The following is a 22,530-nucleotide window of genomic DNA, read 5'->3' as shown; positions in this document are numbered from 1 at the left end:
GAGTTTATCGAGTTTATCGAGTTTATCGAGTTTATCGAGTTTATCGAGTTTATCGAGTTTATCGAGTTTATCGAGTTTATCGAGTTTATCGAGTACTAAACCAAAGAATTAATTATTTGGAAATCGTGTTTTCTTCATAGTTCTTCACATAAAATATAAAAATAGTAATAGCTTTATGTCATATTTTTAGAGGTGTACACATGTGCTTACCTCCAACAGGCAAATATGGTTCTCAGACTCTGATAATATCAAAGTCTGAGTTTTTTATTTAAAATAATAGGTACATGCTCCAGTGCACAAAGGGGTGCTGAGGGAAAACCGGAGCATGACAACACATGGTTGCAAGAGGTATATTAACATCATTTGCCCCCCGTTTCAATCTACTTAAAATGTTTTTTATTTGTTAGACAAAGTATGCAAGCTACAAGAGGGAATATTGAATATGATAAGAACAACATTGGATAACCAAAGGCTTCAATAACAAATCCACCAGCAAATGCTCCAAGCATCTCAGGAAGATTTGTTGCAAGAGACCAATATAGAGTCATTGCTAAATCATAATGTTCAGGAGCTACATTATCAGCTGCATAACCAGTAGCGGCAACATGCAATACTCCAAATGTTAAGCCATGGAGCATTTGAGCAATAATAAATGTATATATAGAAGGAATTAAATATAATAGTAATCTTACTGTTAATCCAATTGCTGAAATTAGTAGCATTGACCATGAAGTAATTTTCTTATTTCTTTTAAGCCTTGAGAAAAAAATCATGCAAAAGAACTCACAAAGCGCACCTAAGGCAACAAAGATAAGAAAATATCCTCCTAAGTTTAATTCCTCAATCATATATGATGATAATAATTTCTCAACAACAGCTTGCCCTACTCTTGTTAGAGCAACTATCCCCATAAAGATGTAAAAACTCTTACTAAACCAAGAGATAGAAAATACCTGGTTTTCTTTTTCTTTCCTCTCCGAAGAACTATTTTCCTTAGTAGTTAGTAGTACAATGATAAAAAGTAAAATACAAATAATCATTGCAAGTAAAATTGAACTATTACTACTTTCATTTGGGAACTTAATAAAAGCAAAAAGAACAAGTGTACATACATAGCTTAGAGTTCCCATCGCTCTTATTGTTCCATATCTAGATGTATCGTTAGTTAATGCTCTATTAATAAAACCATCACAAAGAGGATTTATTGACCAAAACACTCCATTTAAGATAAATGAAGCAATTACAACCACAACAATGTTATTTGAAAGTAAAAAAGGAATTGCTGTAACTAACGAAACTAATGAGCATAAAAGTAAAAAGCTCTTTGTTTTTCCTGTCTTATCAGAAATAGATGAAATTAATAAAGGAATAATAATTGCTGCGAACTGGCACAATGCTAATAACACGCCACAAAGAGAGTGGGAATAACCTTTATTTCTAAAAATAATTTGTAAATATGGACTAAATGCAGCTACAACAATTTGTGCTGAAATCGAAAGAGTAATAAGCCTACCCATTATTTTCTCCTTATAATTGAAAATAGCTTTTGTGGAAGCTCATGCACAATTGCTATACCTAAAACCATCATTAAACATATTTTTAATGCTCCTATGCCGCTATCTGCAGCTTGAGTCATTTGCCCTGCAACTAGATAGTAAGCGGTCCAATAAATACCAGCACCAGGAACTATTGGGAAAATTCCTGAAACTAAAAAAACTATCTCAGGGCACTTTTGCCAAACTGCGAAAAACCTACTAGCTAAGGCTATCCCTATAGTTGCTATAAATACTGCAACTAGTTCGCCCATAGGAGGAGTAAGTAAAGAGTATATTATCCACCCCATTAAGCCACATAAACCACAAACAAAACAATATCTAGAAGGGATATCATATAAAATTGCAAATGCTACAGTTCCAAAGAAAGCTGCAATAATAATGTTAATACTCAAAGTACTATCCCTCCTGTTAACTTACCATAGCAAATTAATACAGCAGCAACACCTACAGCTATACATAAAAAAACAAGCATTGCATCTAAAAGTCTTACGGACCCAGAAATATAATCTTCATCTCCAATATCTCTAATACCATTTACAAATGCAACTCCTGGAACTAATGGAATTACACTACCTCCAATCATACTGGTTAATGAATCTGCAAATCCGAAGTGCTTGCAAAGAACACATATTAGAGTTACAAGCATTCCACCAATAATATTTCCAGATATTTTTGAAAGATATGGTTTAAAAATGATTGTAATAAAAAAGCCAAGAACTATACCTGAAATAAATGAACATATTCCATCTCTTAATGATCCATTAAGTAATACAGAAAAACACCCTGAACCAAGTGCAGTGGCTAAAACTTGAATAATAAATGGTCTATTTTTACTATTACGAATCTCTTCAAGTTTTTTTTCAACCTCATCTAAAGTATATTTACCTTGACTAATCTCTCTAGATAGCTGATTAATTGCAATTACCTTTGATAGATCTGCACCATGAACAGGGATATGCTCTACTCTAGCAAAAGCCTTTCCATCAATTTCTTCCCCAGAAACAAAAATACCATTTGTTAATACAAAAAAATGTTGGTCCTTAGCACCATAATATTTTGAAATTCTAGCCATTGTATCTTCGACGCGATAAATCTCTGCCCCGTTTTCAAGCATTATTTTACCCGCTTCCATAGCAATTGATAGAATGTGTGTAACGCTATCCATGACAATCAATTCTATCCAAAAGCTAAGAGTAAGACTATAGTTTATTGCACCTTTTGATAATTACTATTATTCTTATTGCTATGAGTTTTAAAGTTCTTTTCTTAGGTGAAGTAGTTGGAAGAGCAGGTATATTAGCTGTAAAGAATGGTTTAAAGGCATTAAAGGATAAAGTTGGTGCTGATTTTGTTATTGCAAACACAGAAGGAGCCACTAACGGCTTTGGACTTGGTAAGGCACATTCAATGCAGCTTTCACACCTTGGAATTAATTTACAAACAGGTGGAGAGAAAATCTTTTATAAGCTAGATATGGTAGATTTTTTCCCTAAGTGTAGTTATGTGCTTAGGCCAGCAAACTTCCCTCCAAAAACGCCAGGTAAAGGTTATAAAATTGTAGAGATAAATGGAAAAAGAGTTGCAATAATAAATATCCTTGGTGCAAGTGGTTTTTCTAGAATATGTGTTGTGAACCCACTTAATTTTGCTGATATGATACTCTCAAAATTAAGTGCAGAAGCAGATATTTTCTTAATCCAATTCCATTGTGCAACTACTGCTGAGAGTGCTACATTAGCACACTATCTTAAGGATAGAGTATCTGCTGTAATTTCAACACACTCAAAAGTATTAACTTCTGATAGCAAAATTATTGGTAAATGTGCATTTATCAGTGATAATGGTAGATGTGGTTCAACACTATCAGCTGGAGGCTTTAATCCTGAATATGAAATAAAAAAACTAATGACTGCGCTTCCTGATAGAAGTCATGAGGCATGGGAAGATTGTGAGCTACAAGGTGTATTAGTTACTATTTCAGATGATGGTAATGCCGAAAAAATTGAAGTAATTAAAGAAAAGGTTGCAGTTGAAAGACCAGAGGTTTCAAAATGAAAAAAGAAGTAACTGTTCATAAAACAAACGATGGCAATATTATGGTATCATGCGATAAAAATGCGTGTGAAGGATGCAAAAGTTCACTCTTTTGCCGTGGTAAGAATTACGAATTCATTGTCGAAAACCCAGATAATATAAAACTTAAAGACGGTGATAAAGCCTTAATTGATATGCCAACAGGAAGAACAATACTTTCATCATTTATGTCATTATTCTTTCCTTTAATTTGTTTCTTTATTCCACTATTCGTAAGTGCAGCATTTTTTACTTCAAATGAAGTTTATCAATTTGTATCTGCACTAGTAGGACTTGCAATTGGTTTTTTAATCTCATGTGTTTATTTTAAATTAAGAAAAAAAGAATTTTTACCAACAATTATAGAAAAGAAGGAGGATAAATGAGGTATATCCTCATTTTCCTTACCTTATTAGTTCTCTTAACGGGATGTGCAAAAGAAGAGAACACAGCCAGTGTGTCTCTTCAAGACTTTGAGATGCCTGATATGATTTTAAATAACACCACATATACCCTTTCAACAGGCGAAGGTGAACCAATAAAAATTCATGCAAAAGAGATGAAAGTCTATCTCTCAAGTGATAAAGTATTAGTTGAAGATGTTTCATTTGAGCAGCTTGATGAAAGTGGTGAACTATATATCTCTGGTTATGCAGGAAGAGGTGAAATTAATACAAAAGATAAAGTTTGTTCGTTTTCTGGTCAAACTTCTTTAAAACAACATAAAGATAACTTGTCAATAGAAACGGAATCACTTACTTTTGACAGCAGGGATAATAGTGTTAATTCAGATAGTTATGTATCTGTATCATTTCCCGGTGGTCGTTTGGAGGGGGTTAAGCTTTATGCTGACCTGACAAAAATGAGCTTAGAAATGAAAGAGCTTTTTTCTGGGGAGGTAAATGAATGAAAAGAATAGTACTACTTATTCTATTAGCATCACTATCTTTTAATCTAATTTCATCTCCTGTAACATTTTCTGGAGGATACTCAAAGGTATCTTTGAAAGAAGGTAGAAAAACTGTTTCACTAACTGAAGGAGCAACTGTAACTGCAGAAGGGATGAAAATTACTGCTTCTACAATAACGCTTCAAGGAGATGATTACTCCCAAGTTGAATGTAGTGGAAAAATAACAATTGAAGACAAAGAAAAAGGTCTATTAATAAAAACCTCTAATCTCTACTACGATAGAAGTGGTGAAAGATTAATTATCTCTACATGGTGTGAGGTTTCAGATAGCATTAATGAACTTGAAGCTTCCTCTTTTGCTGTAAACTATGATTTAAAAGAAGAAATATTATCACTTGAAATGTCTGCACGCCTACTGAAAAACACAGACTCAGGTATTTTAAGTGCTAGAGCAGAAAAGATAACTTTTAATAGAAAAACAAATACCTTAATTCTTGCTGGAAATGCATCTGTTAATTGGAATAATAATAATTATCAAGCTGCTTTAATTTCTATTGATATCGATACTCAAGAAATAAATCTTGAAGGTAAAATTCAAGGAGAAGTAAATGGCTAATACTCTCTCAGTTGAAAATTTATCTAAATTTTATGGAAGGAAGCAGGTAGTAAAGGGTATTTCTTTTTCTATGGAAAATGGCTCTATTACAGGACTATTAGGACCTAATGGAGCAGGTAAAACTACCACATTCTATATGATAGTAGGATTTATCAAAAGTAATGGTGGAAAAATCTTATTAGATAACGAAAATATTACAAATCTTCCTATGCATAAAAGATCAAAATTAGGATTAAGTTATCTACCTCAGGAAAGCTCCATATTTAGAAAGCTAACGGTTGAAGATAACATTAAGTTAGTTGTTCAAACTAGAAATGATCTTTCAAAAATTGAGAAAAAAGAATTACTTGAATCCTTAATGGAAGAATTTGGTATTACTAAACTTCGAAAGCAATATGGTTATACTCTATCTGGAGGAGAAAGGAGAAGAACCGAAATTGCAAGAGCTCTTGCTACTAATCCGAAATTCTTACTTCTTGATGAACCTTTTGCAGGTATCGATCCAAAAGCAGTCTATGAAATTAAGCAAATTGTTAGAAAACTAAAAGACCAAGGGATTGGTATTTTATTAACTGACCACAATGTACGTGATACTCTTGAGATCACAACATGTGCCTATATTATAAATGAAGGTAACATCCTTGTTTATGGAACAAAGGACGAGTTAATTAACAATGAACTTGCAAGAGAAATATATTTTGGGCAAGACTTTATGAAAGAGGAGATAAAATGATAGAATCCTCACTCACCCTTACTCAAAAGCAACAGCTTAGACTAAATGCTCAAATGCTTCAGTCCCTTGAGTTAATGACTCTCCCATTAAATGAATTACTTGCAAAGATAGAGGAAGAAGCAGGTAAGAATCCAACATTAGTAGTTGAAGAACCAAACAGAGATAATGGGGTTAGCTATGAAGAGTATTTAGATAAATACTCACGTAAAGACCGTTATGAAGACTACTCTGATTCAGCAGCCTATGGTTCAGATTTATCAGATAACTATCAAGCTTGGATGGAAGGTGCTGTAAAAGAAGAGGAAAGTCTAGAAGAACATTTAAATAAACAACTTGGTACTCTAAAGATTGATGATAATATAAAAAGAGTTTGTGAAATATTAATTTCATCACTCGATGATAAAGGTTTTTTTACCACTCCTCCGGAAGAGTTAATAGGAGCAAAGGATAAAGAATACCTTGATAAAGCATTAGATATAATTCACTCATTAGAGCCTGCTGGCGTTGGTTGCAGAGACTTTAAGGAATCATTAATATGCCAAGCAAAAGAAGATGGCATGAAAGGTGATGAATTAAAGACCTTTTCTCTTCTTGTAAATGATAATCTAGAAAAAATGAGGGCTGGTAAGGTAAAAGAAGTAAGTAAAGCCCTTAAAATAGATGAAGAAGAATTAAATGAACTCTTTGACTATTTAAAAACATTAACCCCCTACCCTGGTTTAAAGTATTCAAGTTCTTGGGATAACACCATTATCCCTGATTTATCCATCAAGGTTGAAGATGGAAAACTCGTAATGCGATTAAATGACTCAACTCTTCCAGTTGTTTCAATCGATAGTCAATATCAGCAAATGCTTGATGAGTATTCTAAATCAAATAATAAAGAGGAAAAAGAAGCAAGCAAGTACTTAAAAAGCCAAGTAAATTCTGCAGATAATTTAATAAATCAGCTTGCCTTAAGACGATCAACGTTAGAGAAGGTTGGAAGAGTATTAATGGAAAAGCAAAAATCTTTCTTTCTCTTTGGACCAAGAAGTTTAAAACCATTAACACTAAAACAAGTTGCTGATGAAATAGGAGTTCATGAAACAACTGTAAGTAGAATTACTACAAGTAAATACATTGATACCGATTGGGGAGTATTCCAACTTAAGGAACTTTTTCCTAGTGGTATTCAAAATGAAGATACAGGAGTAAGTGTAAGTAAAACTGCAATTAAAGATATTATTAAAGAGATAATAGAAAATAACACTACAGAAAAAGCTCTATCAGACAAAAAAATAAGTGATATGTTAGCAGAAAAAGGTATTAGCTGTGCTCGTCGTACTGTTAATAAATATCGTAAGGAGTTGGCAATTGATTCATCATTTATTAGAGGAGTTTAAGATTTTCTTTGATTTCCTCTATTTCGATAGTATAATTAAGGTATAAATTAATTTATCGGGAGGTAAAATATGAATCTAACAGTTAGAGGCATTAACTATGTACCAAGTCAAGAGACTAAGGACTTTATTGACAAGAAGCTCCAAAAGCTCTCATTTGCAGATGATTATCTCCATGATCTCGATATCGCAATAAAGCGTGAGAGTAAGGGTATCGGATTCCATATTGACGCAATACTTCACTTCAGATGGAAAACAGAAAAGATTGTAAGCTACGATTGCTATGAGCTATACGAAGGCATTGAGCTTATTGCTGATAAAATTCAAGCTGTAGCAAAGAAAGAAAAAGAAAAGGTAATGGATAAGTAATCTATTACATGATAGTTATTAATGGAGTGCAATGTGCACTCCATTATTTTTATCCCCTCTTCCAAAAGGATTTAGAAAATAGTGCATAAACTGTAAAGAGTTCAAGTCTTCCAACTAACATTAAAAATGAAGCAGTCCATTGAATTAGTGGAGAAAATATTGAGAAGTTTCCAGCAGGACCAACATCACCAAGTCCAATTCCAATGTTACCAACAAATAAGAATGCAGCAGATAAGCAAGTCTCTAATGATCTTCCTGAAGTTGAAATAATTAATGCACCGACAAAGCCTGTTAATAAATAAACTCCAATAAAGCCCGCAATTGAAAGTGTTGTATCCTGTGCGATGATATCACCACCTAAGCGAGTTTGGACAACTGCCCTTGGATGTAAACGCTTCTTTATTGCATTTTTAGCAAGTGTAATTAATGTCGATATTCTAATAACCTTCATTCCACCACCAGCAGAACCAGCACAGCCACCTACAAAGAATAGTAAAAATAGTAGCATTTGGTTAAATACTGGCCAGGAGGTGTAATCACAAATGGCAAAACCAGTTGTAGTTAATACACTAATTACATGGAAAGCGGAGTAACGAATTGCAGTAAGTACATCTGGGTATATTTTGTTAAGAAGTAATGATACCGTTCCAATTGTTGTGAAAACAGCAATTAAACTAATGTATACTCTAAATTCAGCATCTTTAATTACCTTATCTATTCTTCCCTGAATTGCTTTAAAAAATAGAGCAAAGTTCATACCGGCAATTGTCATAAATACAATAACAACCCAATCTACATAACTAGAATTATATCCACCAATTGAACTATTTTTTGCAGAGAATCCTGCTGCTCCCATAGTACCAAAGGTAACTGTTACCGCATCAAATAGAGAAAGCTTTCCTAACAGGAGGAATATTACTTCTAAAGCGGAAAAACCTACATAAATTCCCCATAAAATCATAGCGGTATGTTGGATATGAGGAGTAAGTTTATCCTTTGTAGGACCTACAGATTCTGCACTAACTAGGTTTACACCTCTAACACCCATAAATGGTAAGATTGCAACAAAGAGTACTACAATACCCATACCACCTAGCCAGTTTGTCATACCTCGCCAAAACAAAATTGATTTAAATTTATCTTCAATCGAAGCAAGAGCAGTAGCTCCAGTTGTTGTGAAACCTGACATTATCTCAAAATATGAAGCTGTATAAGTAGGAAGAGTCTTAGTTAAATATAGTGGAAGAGCACCAAAAGCAGTTGCAATAACCCAAGTTAAAGTAACAAACAAATAGCTATCCTTTGCTTTTATCTTAATGGGTTCCTTACGTAAAAAAAGAAGTAACACAGTATGGATAATAACCATTAATAAAATGGTAAAACCAAATGCTCTAGAAGCTAATTCCTCCTGATATACAAATGAAAGTGAAAAAGGAATACACATTAAAAGTGCTATAAATAGCTGAATAAAGCAAAGTAACTTAACAACCGATTTTACGTTCACTTGAATAGCTCCTGGACATACTCACTCTTATCATGGGTTGAACATAAAAGTACTGTATCATTTTCTGAGAATACATAGTTACCATCTGGTACGAAGGATTCTCCATTACTCCTTTTTACGCCAGCAATAATTGCTTTACCTCTAAGATTAACTTCCTTCAATGCTTTACCGAGATATTCAAAATTAGAATTAATTTTATACTCATATACCTCTAAGTTACCATCAAAAAGCGTATGAAGACTCATAATACTACCACTTCTAAGATGCTTTACAATTGTATCAACTGTTGATTCAGTAGTAGAAATTGGAGCATCGATATCAAACTGTCTAGCTAACGAAATATAGTTAGGATTTGTCTTAATAAGAGCTATAGACCTCTTTACTCCAAGTTTTTTTGCATAGGAAGCAGTAATGATATTTAATTCATCGTTTTCAGTTAAACTAATTAAAATATCACTATCCTCCAAATTTTCATCATCCCAAAGAGACTCATCTGTAATTGAACCATTAATGACCAAGATATCTGGGAAAAGCTTAGAAAAATCTTCAGCAGTAGCAGGATCCTTTTCAATTAAAGTAATTACATTTTTCTCTTCTGGAGTAAGACGAGTAATTAAGGCTCTAGTTACCCTTGTTCCACCAACAAGAATTACTCTTGATATTTTCTTACTAACAACAGGAGAACCTGTAACATTAAAAACAGATAAAGTATCATCACTATCGCAAATGATTGCAATTTCATCACCATGCTTAATTACTGTATCACCAAAAGGAAGAATTGCTTTACCCTTTCTATAAATACCTGTAACAGCAATATTACCTGTAAATAAGGTTCTAAACTGAGCTAATGTTTTTCCAACATATGGGCTCTTTCTAGAAATATGGAGAGTAAAGAGCAAAAAGTCTGTATCAGGGAATGTAATGGTGTCATGGTAAAGGCCACTTCTTACAACATCAATAATTCTTTTTGCAGCTTCACTATCAGGGTTTACAATATCTGAAATACCCAAAATTGAAGTTGTATGCTCATCATCATTGTTTGATAAATAAGAAATACTTCTAATTGCAGCTACTGTTTTTTTTACATTTGGGAAATTAGCAACAATAAGGCCACAGCTAACAAGATTTACTTCATCTGAATCCGTAACAGCAATTGCAACATCAGATTCCTCAACACCTGCTTCAATTAATCTATCAATGTTAGTTGCAGAACCACATACAGCTAAGCAGTCAAGTTTACTAATTGCACTTTGACATCTATCACTTGAAATATCCAAAAATGTAACAGATTTTTTTTCCTCGATTAAGTGACGTGCTAATCTTAATCCACGTCTTCCAGCTCCAATTATCAAAACCTTCATATACTTTAGTATAGCTAATATCAATCATGTACGCAAATGGCTCATTTCGCAATTTGTAACACTTTCAACTTTCATGCTATAGTAAAGCGATGGCGAGCAAAAATAATCTTACAAAGAGACAAGAAGAAATATATTCATTTATTAAAACATATATAAATGAACACCACCGATCTCCTTCACTTGAAGACATCGGTTCTCACTTTGAAATTGCTCCATCCTCTGTATTTGACCATCTAAAGGCCCTTGAGAAAAAAAATATAATTAAAAGAGATAAAACTGCTAGATCTATTTCAATTGTAGATGGAAATACTAAACAACTAAAAGCATTAGAGCTTGATTATCACCTCCAAGATGGAAGAATGTCAAAATTAATTGTAAGTAATTTATTTATAGAAGATGATGTAAACTATTTTGCTATCGAGATGGGTGATGACTCAATGAAGAATGCAGGCCTAATTCCTCATGATAAGTTAATTTTTAGAAAATCTAAAATTGCAAAAGAAAATGATATCATTATTTGTATGGTAAATAGTACAGAAGAGGTAATGATAAGACGTTATACTCTCCAAGCATCTAGAATATTGCTTGTTCCTGAAAATGATAACATTCCATCCAAAGTATGCAAAGAAATCACAATATATGGTATATTAACTAAGGTTATCAGAAACTATGAGTGAAGCATACTTACTATTTGGACCTGAAGAAGGCAAAAAACAAGATTGGATAATTGAAAAAAAGAAAGAAATATTAAGCCTACATCCAGATAGCGAGGTGGTATTATTATTCACCTTTGAAACAGATGCAGAAACTCTTGCTGATGCACTATCTTCCTCATCTCTTTTCTCAAGCTATAAACTCGTATTTTTAAAGAACTTTGATGATGTAAAAAAGGGACCACTACTTAATGAATTAATTAAGTATTTAAAAAAGGATGAAGAAGACTCTGTATTAATAATTACCTCAAATGAGGTTTCTTCAAAAAAATTTCCAACAGAACTAACATCTCTTATAAAAAAAGAGAATTTAATTGCTTTTTATGAAATGAAGGAAGATGAAAAGAAGTACTATGTAACTAATCTATTTCGTCGTGAAGGCTTCAAAATAACACCAGAAGCAACCACTATGATTCTTTCATTAGTAGAAAACAATACTCTAGAAATTAGAACATTCTGTTACCCAGTTATCGACTATTTTGCCAAGAAAGATGAAAAAATAATTGATGAGGAGGATGTATCAAAATTTCTTGCACACACAAGAGAAGAAACTCCTCAAACCCTATTTGCCCACATAGCAAATTGTGATTTACAAGGTGCAGAGGCATCTCTTGCGAAGATTCTTACAACACGTTCTGATGGTGCAATTGCAACACTTTCAGCATTAGGTAAAAGCTTTAGAATGCTTGAAGATTTACATGTGCAAGTAAAAACCAATACTCTCTTTAATGCATTTAAGCAGGTTGGATCATTAAAAACCTCCCCTTTTGATTTCAAGGGTATTTTTAATCCAAATGACCAAGCAACCTACTCTAAAGCCTTAAAAAAATATAGTGAAAAAGATTGCGATGAAATAATTCGTTATCTTGAAATGATGGATGCAGAAGTAAGAAAGGCGCCACAGGAAATGGTAAAAACTATCCTAGAATGCATGCTTTACACTATAATTATTAATAAAGGAAAACAAACTACAATTAAGTTAGAGCGTGAGCTTATGGATGATTCTTTCAGCTACATCTAGAGGTATTGAACATTTTTTAGCAAGCTCACTACTTTCAAGCTCTAAAATCTTTTCTACACTTCCACAAGTTTCCATGATTCTCTTACTTCTAACTTTTCCAACTCCTTCTATAGATTCAAGTAAGGCAAAGGAAGCTTCCTTGCTTCGCATTCTTTGGTTAGCACTAGTTGCAAAACGGTGACATTCATCTCTTACTGCAATAAGCACTCTTAAAGCACTATCTGCTCTATCTAAAACTAAGTTTGGCCTATCATCTGGGAAAACTAATTCTTCATTTTTCTCTGCAAGACCAACTACAGGTATATCATCTATACCTAAGACCTCTAACATATCAATTGCAGCGTGAACTTGCCCCTTACCACCATCAATTAGCAGTAAATCTGGTAGTTCTTGCTTTTCATTTAAAAGCCTTGTGTAGCGCCTTGTTACTGCCTCTCTCATAGATTCAAAGTCATCAATTTTGCCATTTAAAGATTTAATATTAAACCTTCTATAGTCCTTAACACTTGGGTTACCATTTTTAAATACAATTAAGGAGGCAACAGTGTATTTACCAGCTAAATGAGCAATATCAAAGCCTTCAATGTGAATTGGTAGTTTATCCAAGTTTAATAACTCCTTCATTCTCTCAAGAGCTGGAGAATTATTTATTGCACACATTCTTTTTTCTACATCTTCACTGGCATTAACCTCAGCCATACGCAATATACGATAGTGTTTACCTTCTTTAGGAAAACCAATATAAAGTGGCATATGTAATTCTTTTTTAAAGTACTCAGAAATTAATGTTGTATCGATTTCATGAGAAACGTATAGTTCAGATGGTAGAGACTCACCATCAGAGTAATATTGAACTAAAAAGCTCAGTAGAATCTCGGTTTCATCACCCATACTTTCGGCTCTGTAGAGTGCTTTACCAATTAAATTACCATTTCTAATTTGCATTATTGCAACACTACAAAGAGGGCCACGCATCTCGATAGCAGCATAGTCACGACTCTCCCCACTATTATCTTGCACAGCTTGCTCACTCATTACTGATTCAAGGGATTTTAATAACTCTCTTTTCTTAACAGCCTCTTCAAACTTTAGCTCTTTAGCATCCTTCATCATAAGGTTTCTAAGTCTAATTAACCCTTTTTGATCATTTCCTGATAAAAATTCTTTTATCTCAGCAACTTCTTCTGAGTATTCCTTTTTATTTGCATTACCAATACAAGGTCCTAAACACTTATGAATGTGGTAGTAAAGACATGGTTTATCACGCTTTTTAAGAACTCCAGAACAAAGCCTTAAGTGGTATGTAGATCTAATTAACTCAACATAATCCTCTAGCTGCTTCCCCTTTGGAAATGGACCATAGTAGGAAGCACCATCAGGGAGTATTCTTCTTGTTTTATATACTCGAGGATACTCTTCATTTGTAATTTTAATTAATGGATAGCTCTTTCCATCTTTTAATAAAATATTATAGTGAGGATTATATTTTTTTATTAAATTATTCTCTAAGACTAAAGCCTCATACTCATTTCCAGTGATGATGTAATCAATATGATCAATTTTAGCAACTAAAGCAGTAGTTTTAGCATCTCGATTTGGAAGGAAGTATGAAGATACTCTTCTTTTTAAATTCTTAGCTTTACCAACATAGATGACAGTGTCATCTGTGTTCTTCATCATATAAACACCAGGATTTTCAGGAAGCTTGTGGGCTTGGTCTTTTGCACTCATAAGCTATATAATACCCATTAAATGTTAATTTAGAAAGGTATTATCATGGATGCGTTTAATGAACTATTAGAGTCTTTTTCTTCTTCAAAGAGAGAAAAACTACAAGAATTATTTGATAATTATAAGCTAACTAAAGCACAAATGTTAATCTTATTAAAAGCAAGTGCTGACTTAGAACTATTTCTTGAAGATGATATCTTTAAATTTTTAGACTTTGAAAAAATAGATAAATTACAAGGAAAGAGAAGAGCACAGGAGATAGTTAAACAGGTAGAAGATAAACTTAATCTACTTAAGTATACTCCAACAGATTATTCAACCTTTTATCCACCTGTAATTAGAAGGAAAAAAGATAATATAGAAGTTATCTCAAATGATGGTTTAAAGCTATTTGGTAAGTGTCCATGTCCTGTTGATGGTGAAAAGACAAGGTGTTGTAAGCTTACAACTTTAGATGCTGCAATGCAGTGTTCCTTTGGCTGTGCTTATTGCTCAGTGCAATCATTTTATAGCCAAAATAAGATAAAGGTTGTAGGAAATTTAGAAAAAAGTTTAGAAAACATTGATTTATCAACAATATGGCACATTGGAACAGGACAAGCATCTGATTCCCTCCTTTTAGGTGATTCCTATAACACTTTAACTAGTCTATCTAACTTTGCAAAAAAGCATGAAAATATCGTAATTGAATTAAAAAGCAAAAGCTCTCGACATGATTTTTTTGATAAACCTTATCCCCCAAACATGGTTTTTACTTGGTCATTAAATGCGCCTACTATCATTGAAAAGGAAGAGCATTTAACTGCAAGCTTAGATGAACGTATTAATTGCGCACGTCTTGCAAGAGATAATAAGAATTTAGTTGGATTTCACATCCATCCAATGGTTTATTTCAAAGGATGGGAAAAGGAGTATAAAGAAGTTGTTGAAAAAATCGAGGAAAACTTCTCTCCAAATGAAGTAATGATGATTAGCTTTGGAACACTTACTTTTACTAAAGCAGTTCTTCAGCACCTAAGAACCCATAGAACACCTTCAAGGGTTCTAGAAATACCATTAGTAGAAGCTGCAGGTAAATATTCATATAACTATGAAATAAAAGAAGAGATGTTTAAAACTATATATTCCTATTTTTCAAAAGAATTTAAACAAAACGTCTTTTTCTATCTCTGTATGGAAGATCCAAAACTATGGATGCCATGCTTGAATAGAGAATATAACTGTGATAAGGATTTTGAAACTGATATGAGGAATCACTATCTAGGTAAGATTAAGGCTTTTAAAGGTAATTAGTTTTACTTAAATCAAAATATTTAATATATTATTCTTATGTACAACGAAGAAAAACTTAACTCACGATTAAGCCTTTATTATGAAGCTCTAGCTCAAGAAGAAACTCTTTCTGACAAAGAAAGAGAAAAACTTTATAGAGATATTAATAGAGAAATTAAAAAACTTAATACACTTGCTGATAGCTATAAGGAAGCTCATAAACACCTTGTTGAAGCTTCTGATGAGCTATCAACTAGGCTAAAGGATACAGAGAAAAGTAGTAAATCTCACTTTGGAATCAAGAATGCTCCTGCAAATGGCACTATCGATTATAAAGAAACACTAGGAGAGCATTTTGCAAAGGGGATTAACTTTTATAAGCTATTTTTAATATTTTTCTCAGGATGCTTTTTTGGTGTAGTTATCGAGCTTGCTTGGTGCTATATAAAAAATGGATACTTTGAATCACGTTCAGGTTTAGTATATGGTCCATTTAATTTAGTCTATGGTATTGGAGCTCTAGTACTTACCCTTGCCTTATACAAATATAGGAACCGTTCATGGTCATTTTCTTTCCTCGGAGGATTTCTAACAGGTAGCGTTGTTGAATATCTTTGCTCCTACTTCCAAGAAAAGGTATTTGGCTCTACAAGTTGGGACTACTCCAATATTCCATTTAATATAAATGGTAGAATATGTCTTTTGTACTCGGTTTTCTGGGGCTTACTTGGAATACTTTGGATAAAAAAGCTATATCCAAGAATTGCTTCGGTAATACTATATATACCTAACAAATTTGGTAAGATTACAGTTTGGATTTTGTTTGTATTTATTTTATTTAATAGTTTGGTATCAGGTTTGGCAGTATATAGATGGGCTGAAAGAATAAACAATAAGGAGCCTTCAAATAAGATTGAAGTACTCCTTGATAAACGCTTTCCAGATGAAAGGCTTGAAAAGATATATGCTAATTTAGAGTTTAGTTAAATATACAATCTTTAACTTCAAATGTAGATAAATGGGCTTTATCCTCTCTATTTGGCCATGGGATAAAGCCTTTTCTATTTATATGTGGACCAAAGGTACACTTTACAAATTTTGCTTTACCTTCGTCTCTCCATGGTCTCATTAAATAGACATTTTCCTTTTTATTCATTAAAGATATAAACTCACACTTCTCAAATAAAAATCCATCCCAATCCTTTTTACCAGATGGAGCTGTAACAAAGCCATCGTCAGTACTAACAATTGTACAATTTCTGAAAATTGCATCGCCTCCACCAAAGATAAAATCCACACTTCCAGATATTGTGCAGTTTTCAAACACAGAGTGTTTTCTTTTCCTCTCTGAAAAACATCTTGGGCCGTAAAAGCCTCTCTTTTCTCTTTCTTCTTCAGGAAGTGGGGATAAAAACAAGGTATCTTGGTTACCAATTAACCGCACATTAGAAAGCTTTGCATCATCTACATCAAGATATAGAGCAATAGCTTGGCCAACATCGTGACCAGAACCTGCGCCATTGTGGATTATAAGGTTTTCAAGCTTTATTTTTTCACCAGAAAAAAAAGCACTATAACTTCTAAAGGTTCCTCTCTTTAAGTTATTATCTAAAATTTCTCTACCACTATCTGAATAAGTAATAAATACATTACCTTCGCCAATTAAAGTTAAATCCTTTTTATCTGAGAAGAGTTTTTCTCGATATATGCCTTCTTTAATATAAATTACAGCACTTTCACGATACTCAACAGCATTTAATGCTTCTTGAATTGTTGTATAGTTTCCTGAACCATCCTTAGCAACAGTTAATTCAAACATATTCACATTCTCCAGATTAAAATGGTTTACAAATAAATTACTTTAGTTTAGCTTCAAATAGCTCTTTTTCTCTTTTTTCAAGCTCTACTTCTTTTCCCTCTAACATATCCTTAATAGCTTTTAATTCTCTTTCACTGAAAGTAACAGAACCAAGCTTTAAGTTCTTAAAGGCTTCAGTAGCTATTGGACAAACTTTTTCAACCATTTCAAGCATAACCTCAGCATATGCTCTAATTTCATATTGAGCATGAGCATCAAGGCGAAGCTTTAAGAAATGAAATAAGTTGTGTAAATCAATTTGCCAATAGAATTCAGTGTACATTGATAGAGGAAGATTAATTCTACTAATTTCACGAGCAATACCCATATCAAGGAGTTCGTTGTAAGCATTAAATGTTTCCTGACTATTATTTGTTAAGATAGATTGAACCTTTTGAGCAACCTCACTACTAACAGCCTCATTTTTTCTTCCCTGTTTATTATCCTCACTTTGGAGTGCTATTTTATTACTTTCAGGGACATAGCACTCATCCTTCATTACAGAATATCTGCCACTAATTTCATTAATTCTTGCAGTTCTATGTCTTACCCATTGGCGAGCAACAAAGATTGGTGCTTTTACATGGAATGTGAAAACAACCTGCTCAAATGGAGAGGTATGGTCATTTCTTAATAAATAGTTTATTAAACCTTTATCTTGGCGATAGCTTTTTGTGCCATTTCCATAGCTTACACGTGCAGCTTGTACAATTCTTTCATCATTACCAAGATAATCAACAAGGCGAACAAAACCTTTATCAAGAACTTTATATTCCTTATCTAATATCTTTTCAGCTTCTTCTGAGATACAATGTGCCATTAATTATTCTCCTTAAATATAATTCATATGTTCTAAAGCTAGAGCAGTAGCAGCTACACTTGCTGTTTCAGTTCTTAAAATTCTATTTCCCATTAATACAGGTATAAAATCTCTTTCAAGTAAACACTTTCGCTCTCTATCACTCCAACCTCTTTCAGGGCCAATAGCAATACATACCTTTTTATCTGTTAATGACAACTGATTAAATTTTTGTGACCCCACAACATTATCAAGTAATAGACAAGTAGTATCAAGGCTTATTTCTTTTAGAGCGTCTTCAACACTTGAGGCAAAAATAGCATCACTAACTCCAGTGTGTCCAGCTTGCATTGCTCCATTAATCATAATAGTTTTATACTCATCAGTAGTATAAAGTGAAGACTCCACATAACTTTTTTCACCTAAATCAGAGCGTGTTAATATTAGTCTTTCAACACCTAAAGAAACAAGTTCTCTTAAAATCCTTTTCATGCAAATTGGGCGTACTTGAGCAAGCAATACAGTAAGAGGATAAAGTGTACTATCTAGCTTTGCAGGAAGAAAATCAAATTCTATTTTTTCTTTACTAACAGCTGTAATTGTACACTCACCTGAAAAGGAATTAATTTCACCGCCACGAAATGAAGTACCTACTTCAGCATGGAGCACCTTTTTCAGGTGCTCATACCTTTCATCTGATGCATTAAATTGTCTTACGTTTTTATCAAATAATATGATATTCACGCATTATACCTACCATATAAATCGATGTAGTAGCGATAACGATCTAAATTATTTTCATCCGCTAGAGCTTCTTTACTCATAATCCAAGACCAGTTAGATGTTCCACAAGTTGAAGGAACATTCATTCTTCCACTACTATCTAGGTAAAGTAAATCCTGCATTGGGATAATTGCATACTTACATCTTGATGCAACAGCTTCTTTGATAAGTTTATAAACTACATCATCATCACCTGTTTCTAAGTAACGTCTAACATAGTCTTTATCTTTATCACTTAAGTCAAAATACCAGCCTCTAGTAGTATTGTTATCATGAGTACCGGTATAGATAACACTGTTGTAATCACAATTATGAGGGAGGTAAGCATTTGTTGTATCAAATCCTCCATCTTCATTAAAGCCAAATGCAAATTGTAAAATCTTCATACCTGGAAGATTATTATCATCTCTTAAGGCTTCAACATCCTCAGTTATTACCCCAAGATCTTCTGCAATAATAGGTAAATTATCACCAAGAGCAGCTTTAATTGCATCAAGTAGCTTTTGTCCTGGTGCTTCAACCCACTTTCCATTTAAAGCAGTGTCTTCATCAGCTGGAACTTCCCAACAAGCAGCAAAACCTCTAAAGTGGTCTATTCTAACGATATCACACATATTAAGAGTTTCTCTGATTCTGCTAATCCACCACTCAAAACCAGTCTTTTCATGTTCCTTCCAGCGATATAAAGGATTTCCCCAAAGCTGTCCGGTTTGAGAGAATGCATCAGGTGGTACACCTGAGGATACTTCTTGGTTACAATCTTTATCGAGTTTTAAGAGCTTTGTATTTGTCCAGGCATCAACACTATCTGGTGCAACAAAGATTGGGATATCTCCAATTATCTGAATGTTTCTTTCATTTGCATAGCTTTTTAAAGCACCCCACTGCTTAAAGAAGAAATATTGATAAACTTTAAATAATTCAATTTCATGAGCATATTCTTTAATTGCCTTATCAAGAGCACTCTTCTTTCTCTTTTTTAGATCAATAGGCCAAGCAACAAACCATCTAGAATCATTATAAACTTGAGCTAAAACTTGGTAGAGAGCATAATCATCAAGCCACCAAGCCTTTTGAGCTTTAAATTTCTCATAATCTTCAGTTGGGTTTTTCAAAAAGTTTTCAGCAGCCTTCTTAAGTAATGGCATTTTGAAATCTCTAGCCTTACCGTAATCAACTCTATCGCACACAAATGCCTTTCCCATTAAATCTGTTACATCTAACAAAGCATGTTCATAGAGTGTCTCAAGATCAATTAAGAGTTCATTACCAGCAAAAGTAGATCTTGCTGCATATGGGCTATCCCCAAATCCTGTTGGGCCAAGTGGCAATACTTGCCACAACTCGACATGAGCTTGATAAAGCTTATCTACAAAATCATAAGCACATTTACCAATAGTTCCAATTCCATATTTACCAGGTAAACTTGTTGGATGGAGCAATACTCCGGCTTTTCTAACACTTTCTTTCATAGCTTTGAGTATAGGTCATGCTTATCTGTTTTACAATTATCTAAACATTATTTTAAGCTTTTTATTTATTAATAAATTATTGCTTACTTTATTCATAAGAATCTAAAATACGCATCATTATTTACAACAAAATATAGTGATGTATCCTTGTATAATTTTTTATATAGAATATATATACTTGATTTTTGGGGGATAATATGATAGTGTTGATACATGGAAACGACTAGTAATACATTCAATATTGGTGACCATGTTGTATACCCTGAACAAGGCATGGGAATCATCAAAGCAATCACAGAAAAGAAACATAATGGTATCTCTGAAAGTTACTACTCAATTTATCTCAAAAATACAGATATGAATATTTTAATACCTGTAAAAAGAGCAAAAGATATAGGAATACGCTCTATCGTTTCCAAAAAAGAAGCAACAGATGCTATAATGGGAATTACAAATAAAGATACTCTCAATAATCTTGATTGGAAGGAACGTCTTCATAGAAATCAGGAACTAATACATGATGGATCAATTAATTCCATTGCAAAAGTAGTTCAGACGCTGTATCATCGTTCAAAGGTCAAGGAGCTCCCTATCCAAGAAAAAAAACTATACGAAAGTGCATTAAATCTCCTAATTGAAGAAGCTTCAATTGCGATGAATTTGGATATCGAGCAAATCTCAACCCTGATTCTTGAAAGATTAGAAAGTTAATGAGTATTCCAAGTTTTGCTTTAATTGTTACTGCAGCTGGTTCTTCTTTACGTTTTTCATCTGCTTTTGAAGATGGAGAAAGTGTAAAAAAAGAATTTTTATCAATTGATGGACACACTGTATTATATCGAGCAACAGAGCCTTTTTTTGAAATTCCTTCATTAAAGGCTGTAGTAGTAACTTACAAAGAAGATAGTCTAGACGAAACAGTTGTTGCACTTGAAGACTTAGTTGATATTAATACAATTCCTATGTTCTTTGTTAAAGGAGGCTCAACAAGACAAGAGTCTGTTCGCCTAGCTGTAGAAAAATTAAAGTGTGTTAATATCCCTTTTGATTACGTAGCAATCCAAGATGGAGCAAGACCTTATGTTACTCCTAAACTAATTATTAATATTCTTGCAACAGCATTTACATCATCTGGTGCCGTTCCAGCACTTCCAGTTACTGACTCAATTAGAAGAATTGATAAAACAGGTGCTATTATTGAGTGTCCTTCTAGAAGTGGTCTAGTAAGAGTTCAAACACCTCAATTCTTTGAATTTGAAAAGCTATATGAGGCTCATGAGAAGTTTAAAGAGGTAAATGCAACTGATGACTCTGAACTTTATGTTAAAGCAGGTTATCCTTGCTTGGTATGTGAAGGAGATGAGAGTAATATTAAAATTACCTATGAAAGTGATATTGAAAACGCTCGAGAACAAATTTCTTCTTACATTGAAAATAGAAGAAAAGGTAGAGCTTCAAGAGAAGCAAATGAAACATTTAGAAGGATGATGAATTCATGAGAATAGGACAAGGCTTTGATCTCCATAGAATGAAAGAGGGACGTCCTCTAATGCTTGGAGGAATAGAGATTGAATCCGATAAAGGTGAAGATGCTCACTCTGACGGCGATGTTTTAATTCATGCACTAATTGATGCACTTCTTGGCTCTAAGGCTTTAGGTGATATTGGAACATACTTTCCACCTTCTGATATGAAATATAAGAATATGGATAGTAAGCTACTATTAAAAGAAACCTTAAAACTTAGCAAATTTGAAATTATCAATATTGATTGCAATATAATCTTGCAACGTCCAAAACTTGGACCACACATATTAAAAATAAGAGAAAGCTTAGCTTCTTTATTAAATATAGATGTAAGCAATATTTCTGTTAAAGCAAAAACGGCAGAGCATATTCTAGGTGAACTAGGAAGTGGAGATGCAATAGCTGCAGAAGTAACCCTTTTAATAAATTAGAAGCCATTTTACAATGTCCTATATAAGAAAACACTCTAGATGGGGCATTGTAAATTCGATTTTTTTACCTAAGCTATTAGCAATAGTCATAAATTTTTCTTTTGATCATCCTGTATTTTTCAATTGCAAAGCTGAGTGTAATATTTCCACAATTAACAAGTTTTAGGATATTAAGCGGGAATCCTCGGTAATTCAATTACCAAGATGAAAGCGCAAAATAGTAATTGCTAAAACATATGCATGTGATATAATAAATTATAAAGATAAATCTTGTTCAGTACAGAACTTGCTCATATAGTATAAAATCATTCTTTCTATGTTGAAATAGTAAAAAAATACATAGAAAATCAGAGTAATCAGTTTTGAGGTTATATGAAACGAGTTAAGGAAACAAAACTTAAGCTTGAAAAGAAAGAAGC

The 22,530-nt window shown here is 33.2% G+C and carries 24 protein-coding genes; 14 read left to right on the top strand and 10 right to left on the bottom strand.

Features of this window, described 5'->3' with window-relative positions; all coding sequences use genetic code 11:
* Nucleotides 1–380: 380 nt before the first annotated feature.
* Genes SOY52_RS04590 through SOY52_RS04580 form a run of 3 tightly spaced genes read right to left on the bottom strand, consistent with a single transcriptional unit; the run spans nucleotide 381 to nucleotide 2,721 of the window.
* Nucleotides 381–1,517, bottom strand: a complete 1,137-nt coding sequence (locus SOY52_RS04590; protein WP_320847804.1) for an MFS transporter — start codon at nucleotides 1,515–1,517, stop codon at nucleotides 381–383.
* Complete coding sequence (locus tag SOY52_RS04585) at nucleotides 1,517–1,948, bottom strand: threonine/serine exporter family protein (protein ID WP_320847803.1); 432 nt, start codon at nucleotides 1,946–1,948, stop codon at nucleotides 1,517–1,519. The genes SOY52_RS04590 and SOY52_RS04585 overlap by 1 nt, the downstream gene beginning before the upstream one ends.
* Nucleotides 1,945–2,721 carry a threonine/serine exporter family protein gene (locus SOY52_RS04580; protein WP_320847802.1) on the bottom strand — a complete coding sequence of 259 codons (777 nt, stop codon included), beginning with the start codon at nucleotides 2,719–2,721 and terminating at the stop codon, nucleotides 1,945–1,947. The genes SOY52_RS04585 and SOY52_RS04580 overlap by 4 nt, the downstream gene beginning before the upstream one ends.
* Nucleotides 2,722–2,801: 80 nt before the next feature.
* Between SOY52_RS04580 and SOY52_RS04575 the strand changes: the two genes are divergently transcribed.
* From SOY52_RS04575 to SOY52_RS04545, 7 genes are all read left to right on the top strand, one after another.
* The gene (locus tag SOY52_RS04575) at nucleotides 2,802–3,611 is read left to right on the top strand and encodes a TIGR00282 family metallophosphoesterase (RefSeq protein ID WP_320847801.1); all 810 of its coding nucleotides are present in this window, start codon (nucleotides 2,802–2,804) and stop codon (nucleotides 3,609–3,611) included.
* Entirely contained in the window at nucleotides 3,608–4,015 is a 408-nt protein-coding gene (locus SOY52_RS04570; protein WP_320847800.1) for a SoxR reducing system RseC family protein, read from the top strand. Before SOY52_RS04575 ends, SOY52_RS04570 begins: the two co-directional genes overlap by 4 nt.
* Nucleotides 4,012–4,539 carry an LPS export ABC transporter periplasmic protein LptC gene (gene lptC, locus SOY52_RS04565; protein ID WP_320847799.1) on the top strand — a complete coding sequence of 176 codons (528 nt, stop codon included), beginning with the start codon at nucleotides 4,012–4,014 and terminating at the stop codon, nucleotides 4,537–4,539. Before SOY52_RS04570 ends, lptC begins: the two co-directional genes overlap by 4 nt.
* Nucleotides 4,536–5,156 carry an LptA/OstA family protein gene (locus SOY52_RS04560; RefSeq protein WP_320847798.1) on the top strand — a complete coding sequence of 207 codons (621 nt, stop codon included), beginning with the start codon at nucleotides 4,536–4,538 and terminating at the stop codon, nucleotides 5,154–5,156. Before lptC ends, SOY52_RS04560 begins: the two co-directional genes overlap by 4 nt.
* A complete protein-coding gene (gene lptB, locus SOY52_RS04555) occupies nucleotides 5,149–5,889 on the top strand; it encodes an LPS export ABC transporter ATP-binding protein (protein ID WP_320847797.1) in 741 nt (246 codons plus the stop codon). Before SOY52_RS04560 ends, lptB begins: the two co-directional genes overlap by 8 nt.
* Nucleotides 5,886–7,274 carry an RNA polymerase factor sigma-54 gene (rpoN, locus tag SOY52_RS04550; protein ID WP_320847796.1) on the top strand — a complete coding sequence of 463 codons (1,389 nt, stop codon included), beginning with the start codon at nucleotides 5,886–5,888 and terminating at the stop codon, nucleotides 7,272–7,274. Before lptB ends, rpoN begins: the two co-directional genes overlap by 4 nt.
* Nucleotides 7,275–7,343: 69 nt before the next feature.
* A complete protein-coding gene (locus tag SOY52_RS04545; RefSeq protein ID WP_320847795.1) occupies nucleotides 7,344–7,640 on the top strand; it encodes an HPF/RaiA family ribosome-associated protein in 297 nt (98 codons plus the stop codon).
* A 49-nt stretch (nucleotides 7,641–7,689) separates the two neighbouring features.
* On the opposite strand, the gene SOY52_RS04540 is transcribed toward SOY52_RS04545, so the two are convergent.
* Nucleotides 7,690–9,144, bottom strand: a complete 1,455-nt coding sequence (locus SOY52_RS04540; RefSeq protein WP_320847794.1) for a TrkH family potassium uptake protein — start codon at nucleotides 9,142–9,144, stop codon at nucleotides 7,690–7,692.
* Nucleotides 9,141–10,505, bottom strand: a complete 1,365-nt coding sequence (gene trkA / locus SOY52_RS04535; protein ID WP_320847793.1) for a Trk system potassium transporter TrkA — start codon at nucleotides 10,503–10,505, stop codon at nucleotides 9,141–9,143. Before trkA ends, SOY52_RS04540 begins: the two co-directional genes overlap by 4 nt.
* 89 nt (nucleotides 10,506–10,594) lie before the next feature.
* Here trkA and SOY52_RS04530 point away from each other — a divergent pair, with 89 nt between their 5' ends.
* Both SOY52_RS04530 and holA read left to right on the top strand, forming a co-directional pair.
* On the top strand, nucleotides 10,595–11,182 hold the full coding sequence (locus SOY52_RS04530; protein ID WP_320847792.1) for a LexA family protein: 588 nt from the start codon (nucleotides 10,595–10,597) through the stop codon (nucleotides 11,180–11,182).
* Complete coding sequence (gene holA, locus SOY52_RS04525; RefSeq protein ID WP_320847791.1) at nucleotides 11,175–12,239, top strand: DNA polymerase III subunit delta; 1,065 nt, start codon at nucleotides 11,175–11,177, stop codon at nucleotides 12,237–12,239. The genes SOY52_RS04530 and holA overlap by 8 nt, the downstream gene beginning before the upstream one ends.
* Here holA and uvrC read toward each other — a convergent pair.
* The gene (uvrC, locus tag SOY52_RS04520; protein WP_320847790.1) at nucleotides 12,198–13,970 is read right to left on the bottom strand and encodes an excinuclease ABC subunit UvrC; all 1,773 of its coding nucleotides are present in this window, start codon (nucleotides 13,968–13,970) and stop codon (nucleotides 12,198–12,200) included. The two genes, holA and uvrC, sit on opposite strands and share 42 nt — an antisense overlap.
* A gap of 45 nt (nucleotides 13,971–14,015) precedes the next feature.
* Here uvrC and SOY52_RS04515 point away from each other — a divergent pair, with 45 nt between their 5' ends.
* Both SOY52_RS04515 and SOY52_RS04510 read left to right on the top strand, forming a co-directional pair.
* A complete protein-coding gene (locus SOY52_RS04515) occupies nucleotides 14,016–15,263 on the top strand; it encodes a spore photoproduct lyase family protein (RefSeq protein ID WP_320847789.1) in 1,248 nt (415 codons plus the stop codon).
* Nucleotides 15,264–15,299: 36 nt separating this feature from the next.
* Nucleotides 15,300–16,229, top strand: a complete 930-nt coding sequence (locus SOY52_RS04510) for a putative ABC transporter permease (protein WP_320847788.1) — start codon at nucleotides 15,300–15,302, stop codon at nucleotides 16,227–16,229.
* On the opposite strand, the gene SOY52_RS04505 is transcribed toward SOY52_RS04510, so the two are convergent.
* The 4 genes from SOY52_RS04505 to malQ are packed head-to-tail and all read right to left on the bottom strand — an operon-like array spanning nucleotide 16,222 to nucleotide 20,154.
* Nucleotides 16,222–17,061: a pectinesterase family protein gene (locus tag SOY52_RS04505; RefSeq protein ID WP_320847787.1), complete on the bottom strand. Its 840-nt coding sequence runs from the start codon at nucleotides 17,059–17,061 to the stop codon at nucleotides 16,222–16,224. The two genes, SOY52_RS04510 and SOY52_RS04505, sit on opposite strands and share 8 nt — an antisense overlap.
* Nucleotides 17,062–17,098: 37 nt before the next feature.
* On the bottom strand, nucleotides 17,099–17,920 hold the full coding sequence (gene thyX, locus SOY52_RS04500) for an FAD-dependent thymidylate synthase (RefSeq protein WP_320847786.1): 822 nt from the start codon (nucleotides 17,918–17,920) through the stop codon (nucleotides 17,099–17,101).
* A gap of 12 nt (nucleotides 17,921–17,932) precedes the next feature.
* Nucleotides 17,933–18,643, bottom strand: coding sequence for an RsmE family RNA methyltransferase (locus SOY52_RS04495; protein WP_320847785.1), 711 nt, complete (start codon nucleotides 18,641–18,643; stop codon nucleotides 17,933–17,935).
* On the bottom strand, nucleotides 18,640–20,154 hold the full coding sequence (gene malQ / locus SOY52_RS04490; protein ID WP_320847784.1) for a 4-alpha-glucanotransferase: 1,515 nt from the start codon (nucleotides 20,152–20,154) through the stop codon (nucleotides 18,640–18,642). Before malQ ends, SOY52_RS04495 begins: the two co-directional genes overlap by 4 nt.
* A 213-nt stretch (nucleotides 20,155–20,367) precedes the next feature.
* On the opposite strand from malQ, the gene SOY52_RS04485 reads away from it, so the two are divergent.
* From SOY52_RS04485 to ispF, 3 genes are read left to right on the top strand one after another with little or no spacing between them, the layout of a single operon-like run.
* Nucleotides 20,368–20,865 (top strand): CarD family transcriptional regulator, encoded by a 498-nt coding sequence (locus tag SOY52_RS04485; protein WP_320847783.1) that lies wholly within the window; start codon nucleotides 20,368–20,370, stop codon nucleotides 20,863–20,865.
* Nucleotides 20,865–21,653, top strand: coding sequence for an IspD/TarI family cytidylyltransferase (locus SOY52_RS04480; RefSeq protein ID WP_320847782.1), 789 nt, complete (start codon nucleotides 20,865–20,867; stop codon nucleotides 21,651–21,653). Before SOY52_RS04485 ends, SOY52_RS04480 begins: the two co-directional genes overlap by 1 nt.
* Nucleotides 21,650–22,111, top strand: coding sequence for a 2-C-methyl-D-erythritol 2,4-cyclodiphosphate synthase (ispF, locus tag SOY52_RS04475; RefSeq protein WP_320847781.1), 462 nt, complete (start codon nucleotides 21,650–21,652; stop codon nucleotides 22,109–22,111). Before SOY52_RS04480 ends, ispF begins: the two co-directional genes overlap by 4 nt.
* Nucleotides 22,112–22,530 lie beyond the last annotated feature (419 nt).

It is taken from the genome of Bullifex sp. (assembly GCF_034103065.1).
Classification (GTDB): domain Bacteria; phylum Spirochaetota; class Spirochaetia; order Sphaerochaetales; family Sphaerochaetaceae; genus Bullifex.
This window is presented reverse-complemented; position numbering and strand designations above follow the sequence as displayed.

What these genes read in the sequence shown, in the direction of transcription:
- SOY52_RS04590 (WP_320847804.1), bottom strand. Translation starts at nt 1,517, where the DNA reads ATGGGTAGGCTTATTACTCTTTCGATTTCAGCACAAATTGTTGTAGCT.
- SOY52_RS04580 (WP_320847802.1), bottom strand. Translation starts at nt 2,721, where the DNA reads ATGGATAGCGTTACACACATTCTATCAATTGCTATGGAAGCGGGTAAA.
- SOY52_RS04575 (WP_320847801.1), top strand. Translation starts at nt 2,802, where the DNA reads ATGAGTTTTAAAGTTCTTTTCTTAGGTGAAGTAGTTGGAAGAGCAGGT.
- SOY52_RS04570 (WP_320847800.1), top strand. Translation starts at nt 3,608, where the DNA reads ATGAAAAAAGAAGTAACTGTTCATAAAACAAACGATGGCAATATTATG.
- lptC (WP_320847799.1), top strand. Translation starts at nt 4,012, where the DNA reads ATGAGGTATATCCTCATTTTCCTTACCTTATTAGTTCTCTTAACGGGA.
- SOY52_RS04560 (WP_320847798.1), top strand. Translation starts at nt 4,536, where the DNA reads ATGAAAAGAATAGTACTACTTATTCTATTAGCATCACTATCTTTTAAT.
- lptB (WP_320847797.1), top strand. Translation starts at nt 5,149, where the DNA reads ATGGCTAATACTCTCTCAGTTGAAAATTTATCTAAATTTTATGGAAGG.
- rpoN (WP_320847796.1), top strand. Translation starts at nt 5,886, where the DNA reads ATGATAGAATCCTCACTCACCCTTACTCAAAAGCAACAGCTTAGACTA.
- SOY52_RS04545 (WP_320847795.1), top strand. Translation starts at nt 7,344, where the DNA reads ATGAATCTAACAGTTAGAGGCATTAACTATGTACCAAGTCAAGAGACT.
- trkA (WP_320847793.1), bottom strand. Translation starts at nt 10,505, where the DNA reads ATGAAGGTTTTGATAATTGGAGCTGGAAGACGTGGATTAAGATTAGCA.
- SOY52_RS04530 (WP_320847792.1), top strand. Translation starts at nt 10,595, where the DNA reads ATGGCGAGCAAAAATAATCTTACAAAGAGACAAGAAGAAATATATTCA.
- holA (WP_320847791.1), top strand. Translation starts at nt 11,175, where the DNA reads ATGAGTGAAGCATACTTACTATTTGGACCTGAAGAAGGCAAAAAACAA.
- uvrC (WP_320847790.1), bottom strand. Translation starts at nt 13,970, where the DNA reads ATGAGTGCAAAAGACCAAGCCCACAAGCTTCCTGAAAATCCTGGTGTT.
- SOY52_RS04515 (WP_320847789.1), top strand. Translation starts at nt 14,016, where the DNA reads ATGGATGCGTTTAATGAACTATTAGAGTCTTTTTCTTCTTCAAAGAGA.
- SOY52_RS04510 (WP_320847788.1), top strand. Translation starts at nt 15,300, where the DNA reads ATGTACAACGAAGAAAAACTTAACTCACGATTAAGCCTTTATTATGAA.
- SOY52_RS04505 (WP_320847787.1), bottom strand. Translation starts at nt 17,061, where the DNA reads ATGTTTGAATTAACTGTTGCTAAGGATGGTTCAGGAAACTATACAACA.
- thyX (WP_320847786.1), bottom strand. Translation starts at nt 17,920, where the DNA reads ATGGCACATTGTATCTCAGAAGAAGCTGAAAAGATATTAGATAAGGAA.
- malQ (WP_320847784.1), bottom strand. Translation starts at nt 20,154, where the DNA reads ATGAAAGAAAGTGTTAGAAAAGCCGGAGTATTGCTCCATCCAACAAGT.
- SOY52_RS04485 (WP_320847783.1), top strand. Translation starts at nt 20,368, where the DNA reads ATGGAAACGACTAGTAATACATTCAATATTGGTGACCATGTTGTATAC.
- SOY52_RS04480 (WP_320847782.1), top strand. Translation starts at nt 20,865, where the DNA reads ATGAGTATTCCAAGTTTTGCTTTAATTGTTACTGCAGCTGGTTCTTCT.
- ispF (WP_320847781.1), top strand. Translation starts at nt 21,650, where the DNA reads ATGAGAATAGGACAAGGCTTTGATCTCCATAGAATGAAAGAGGGACGT.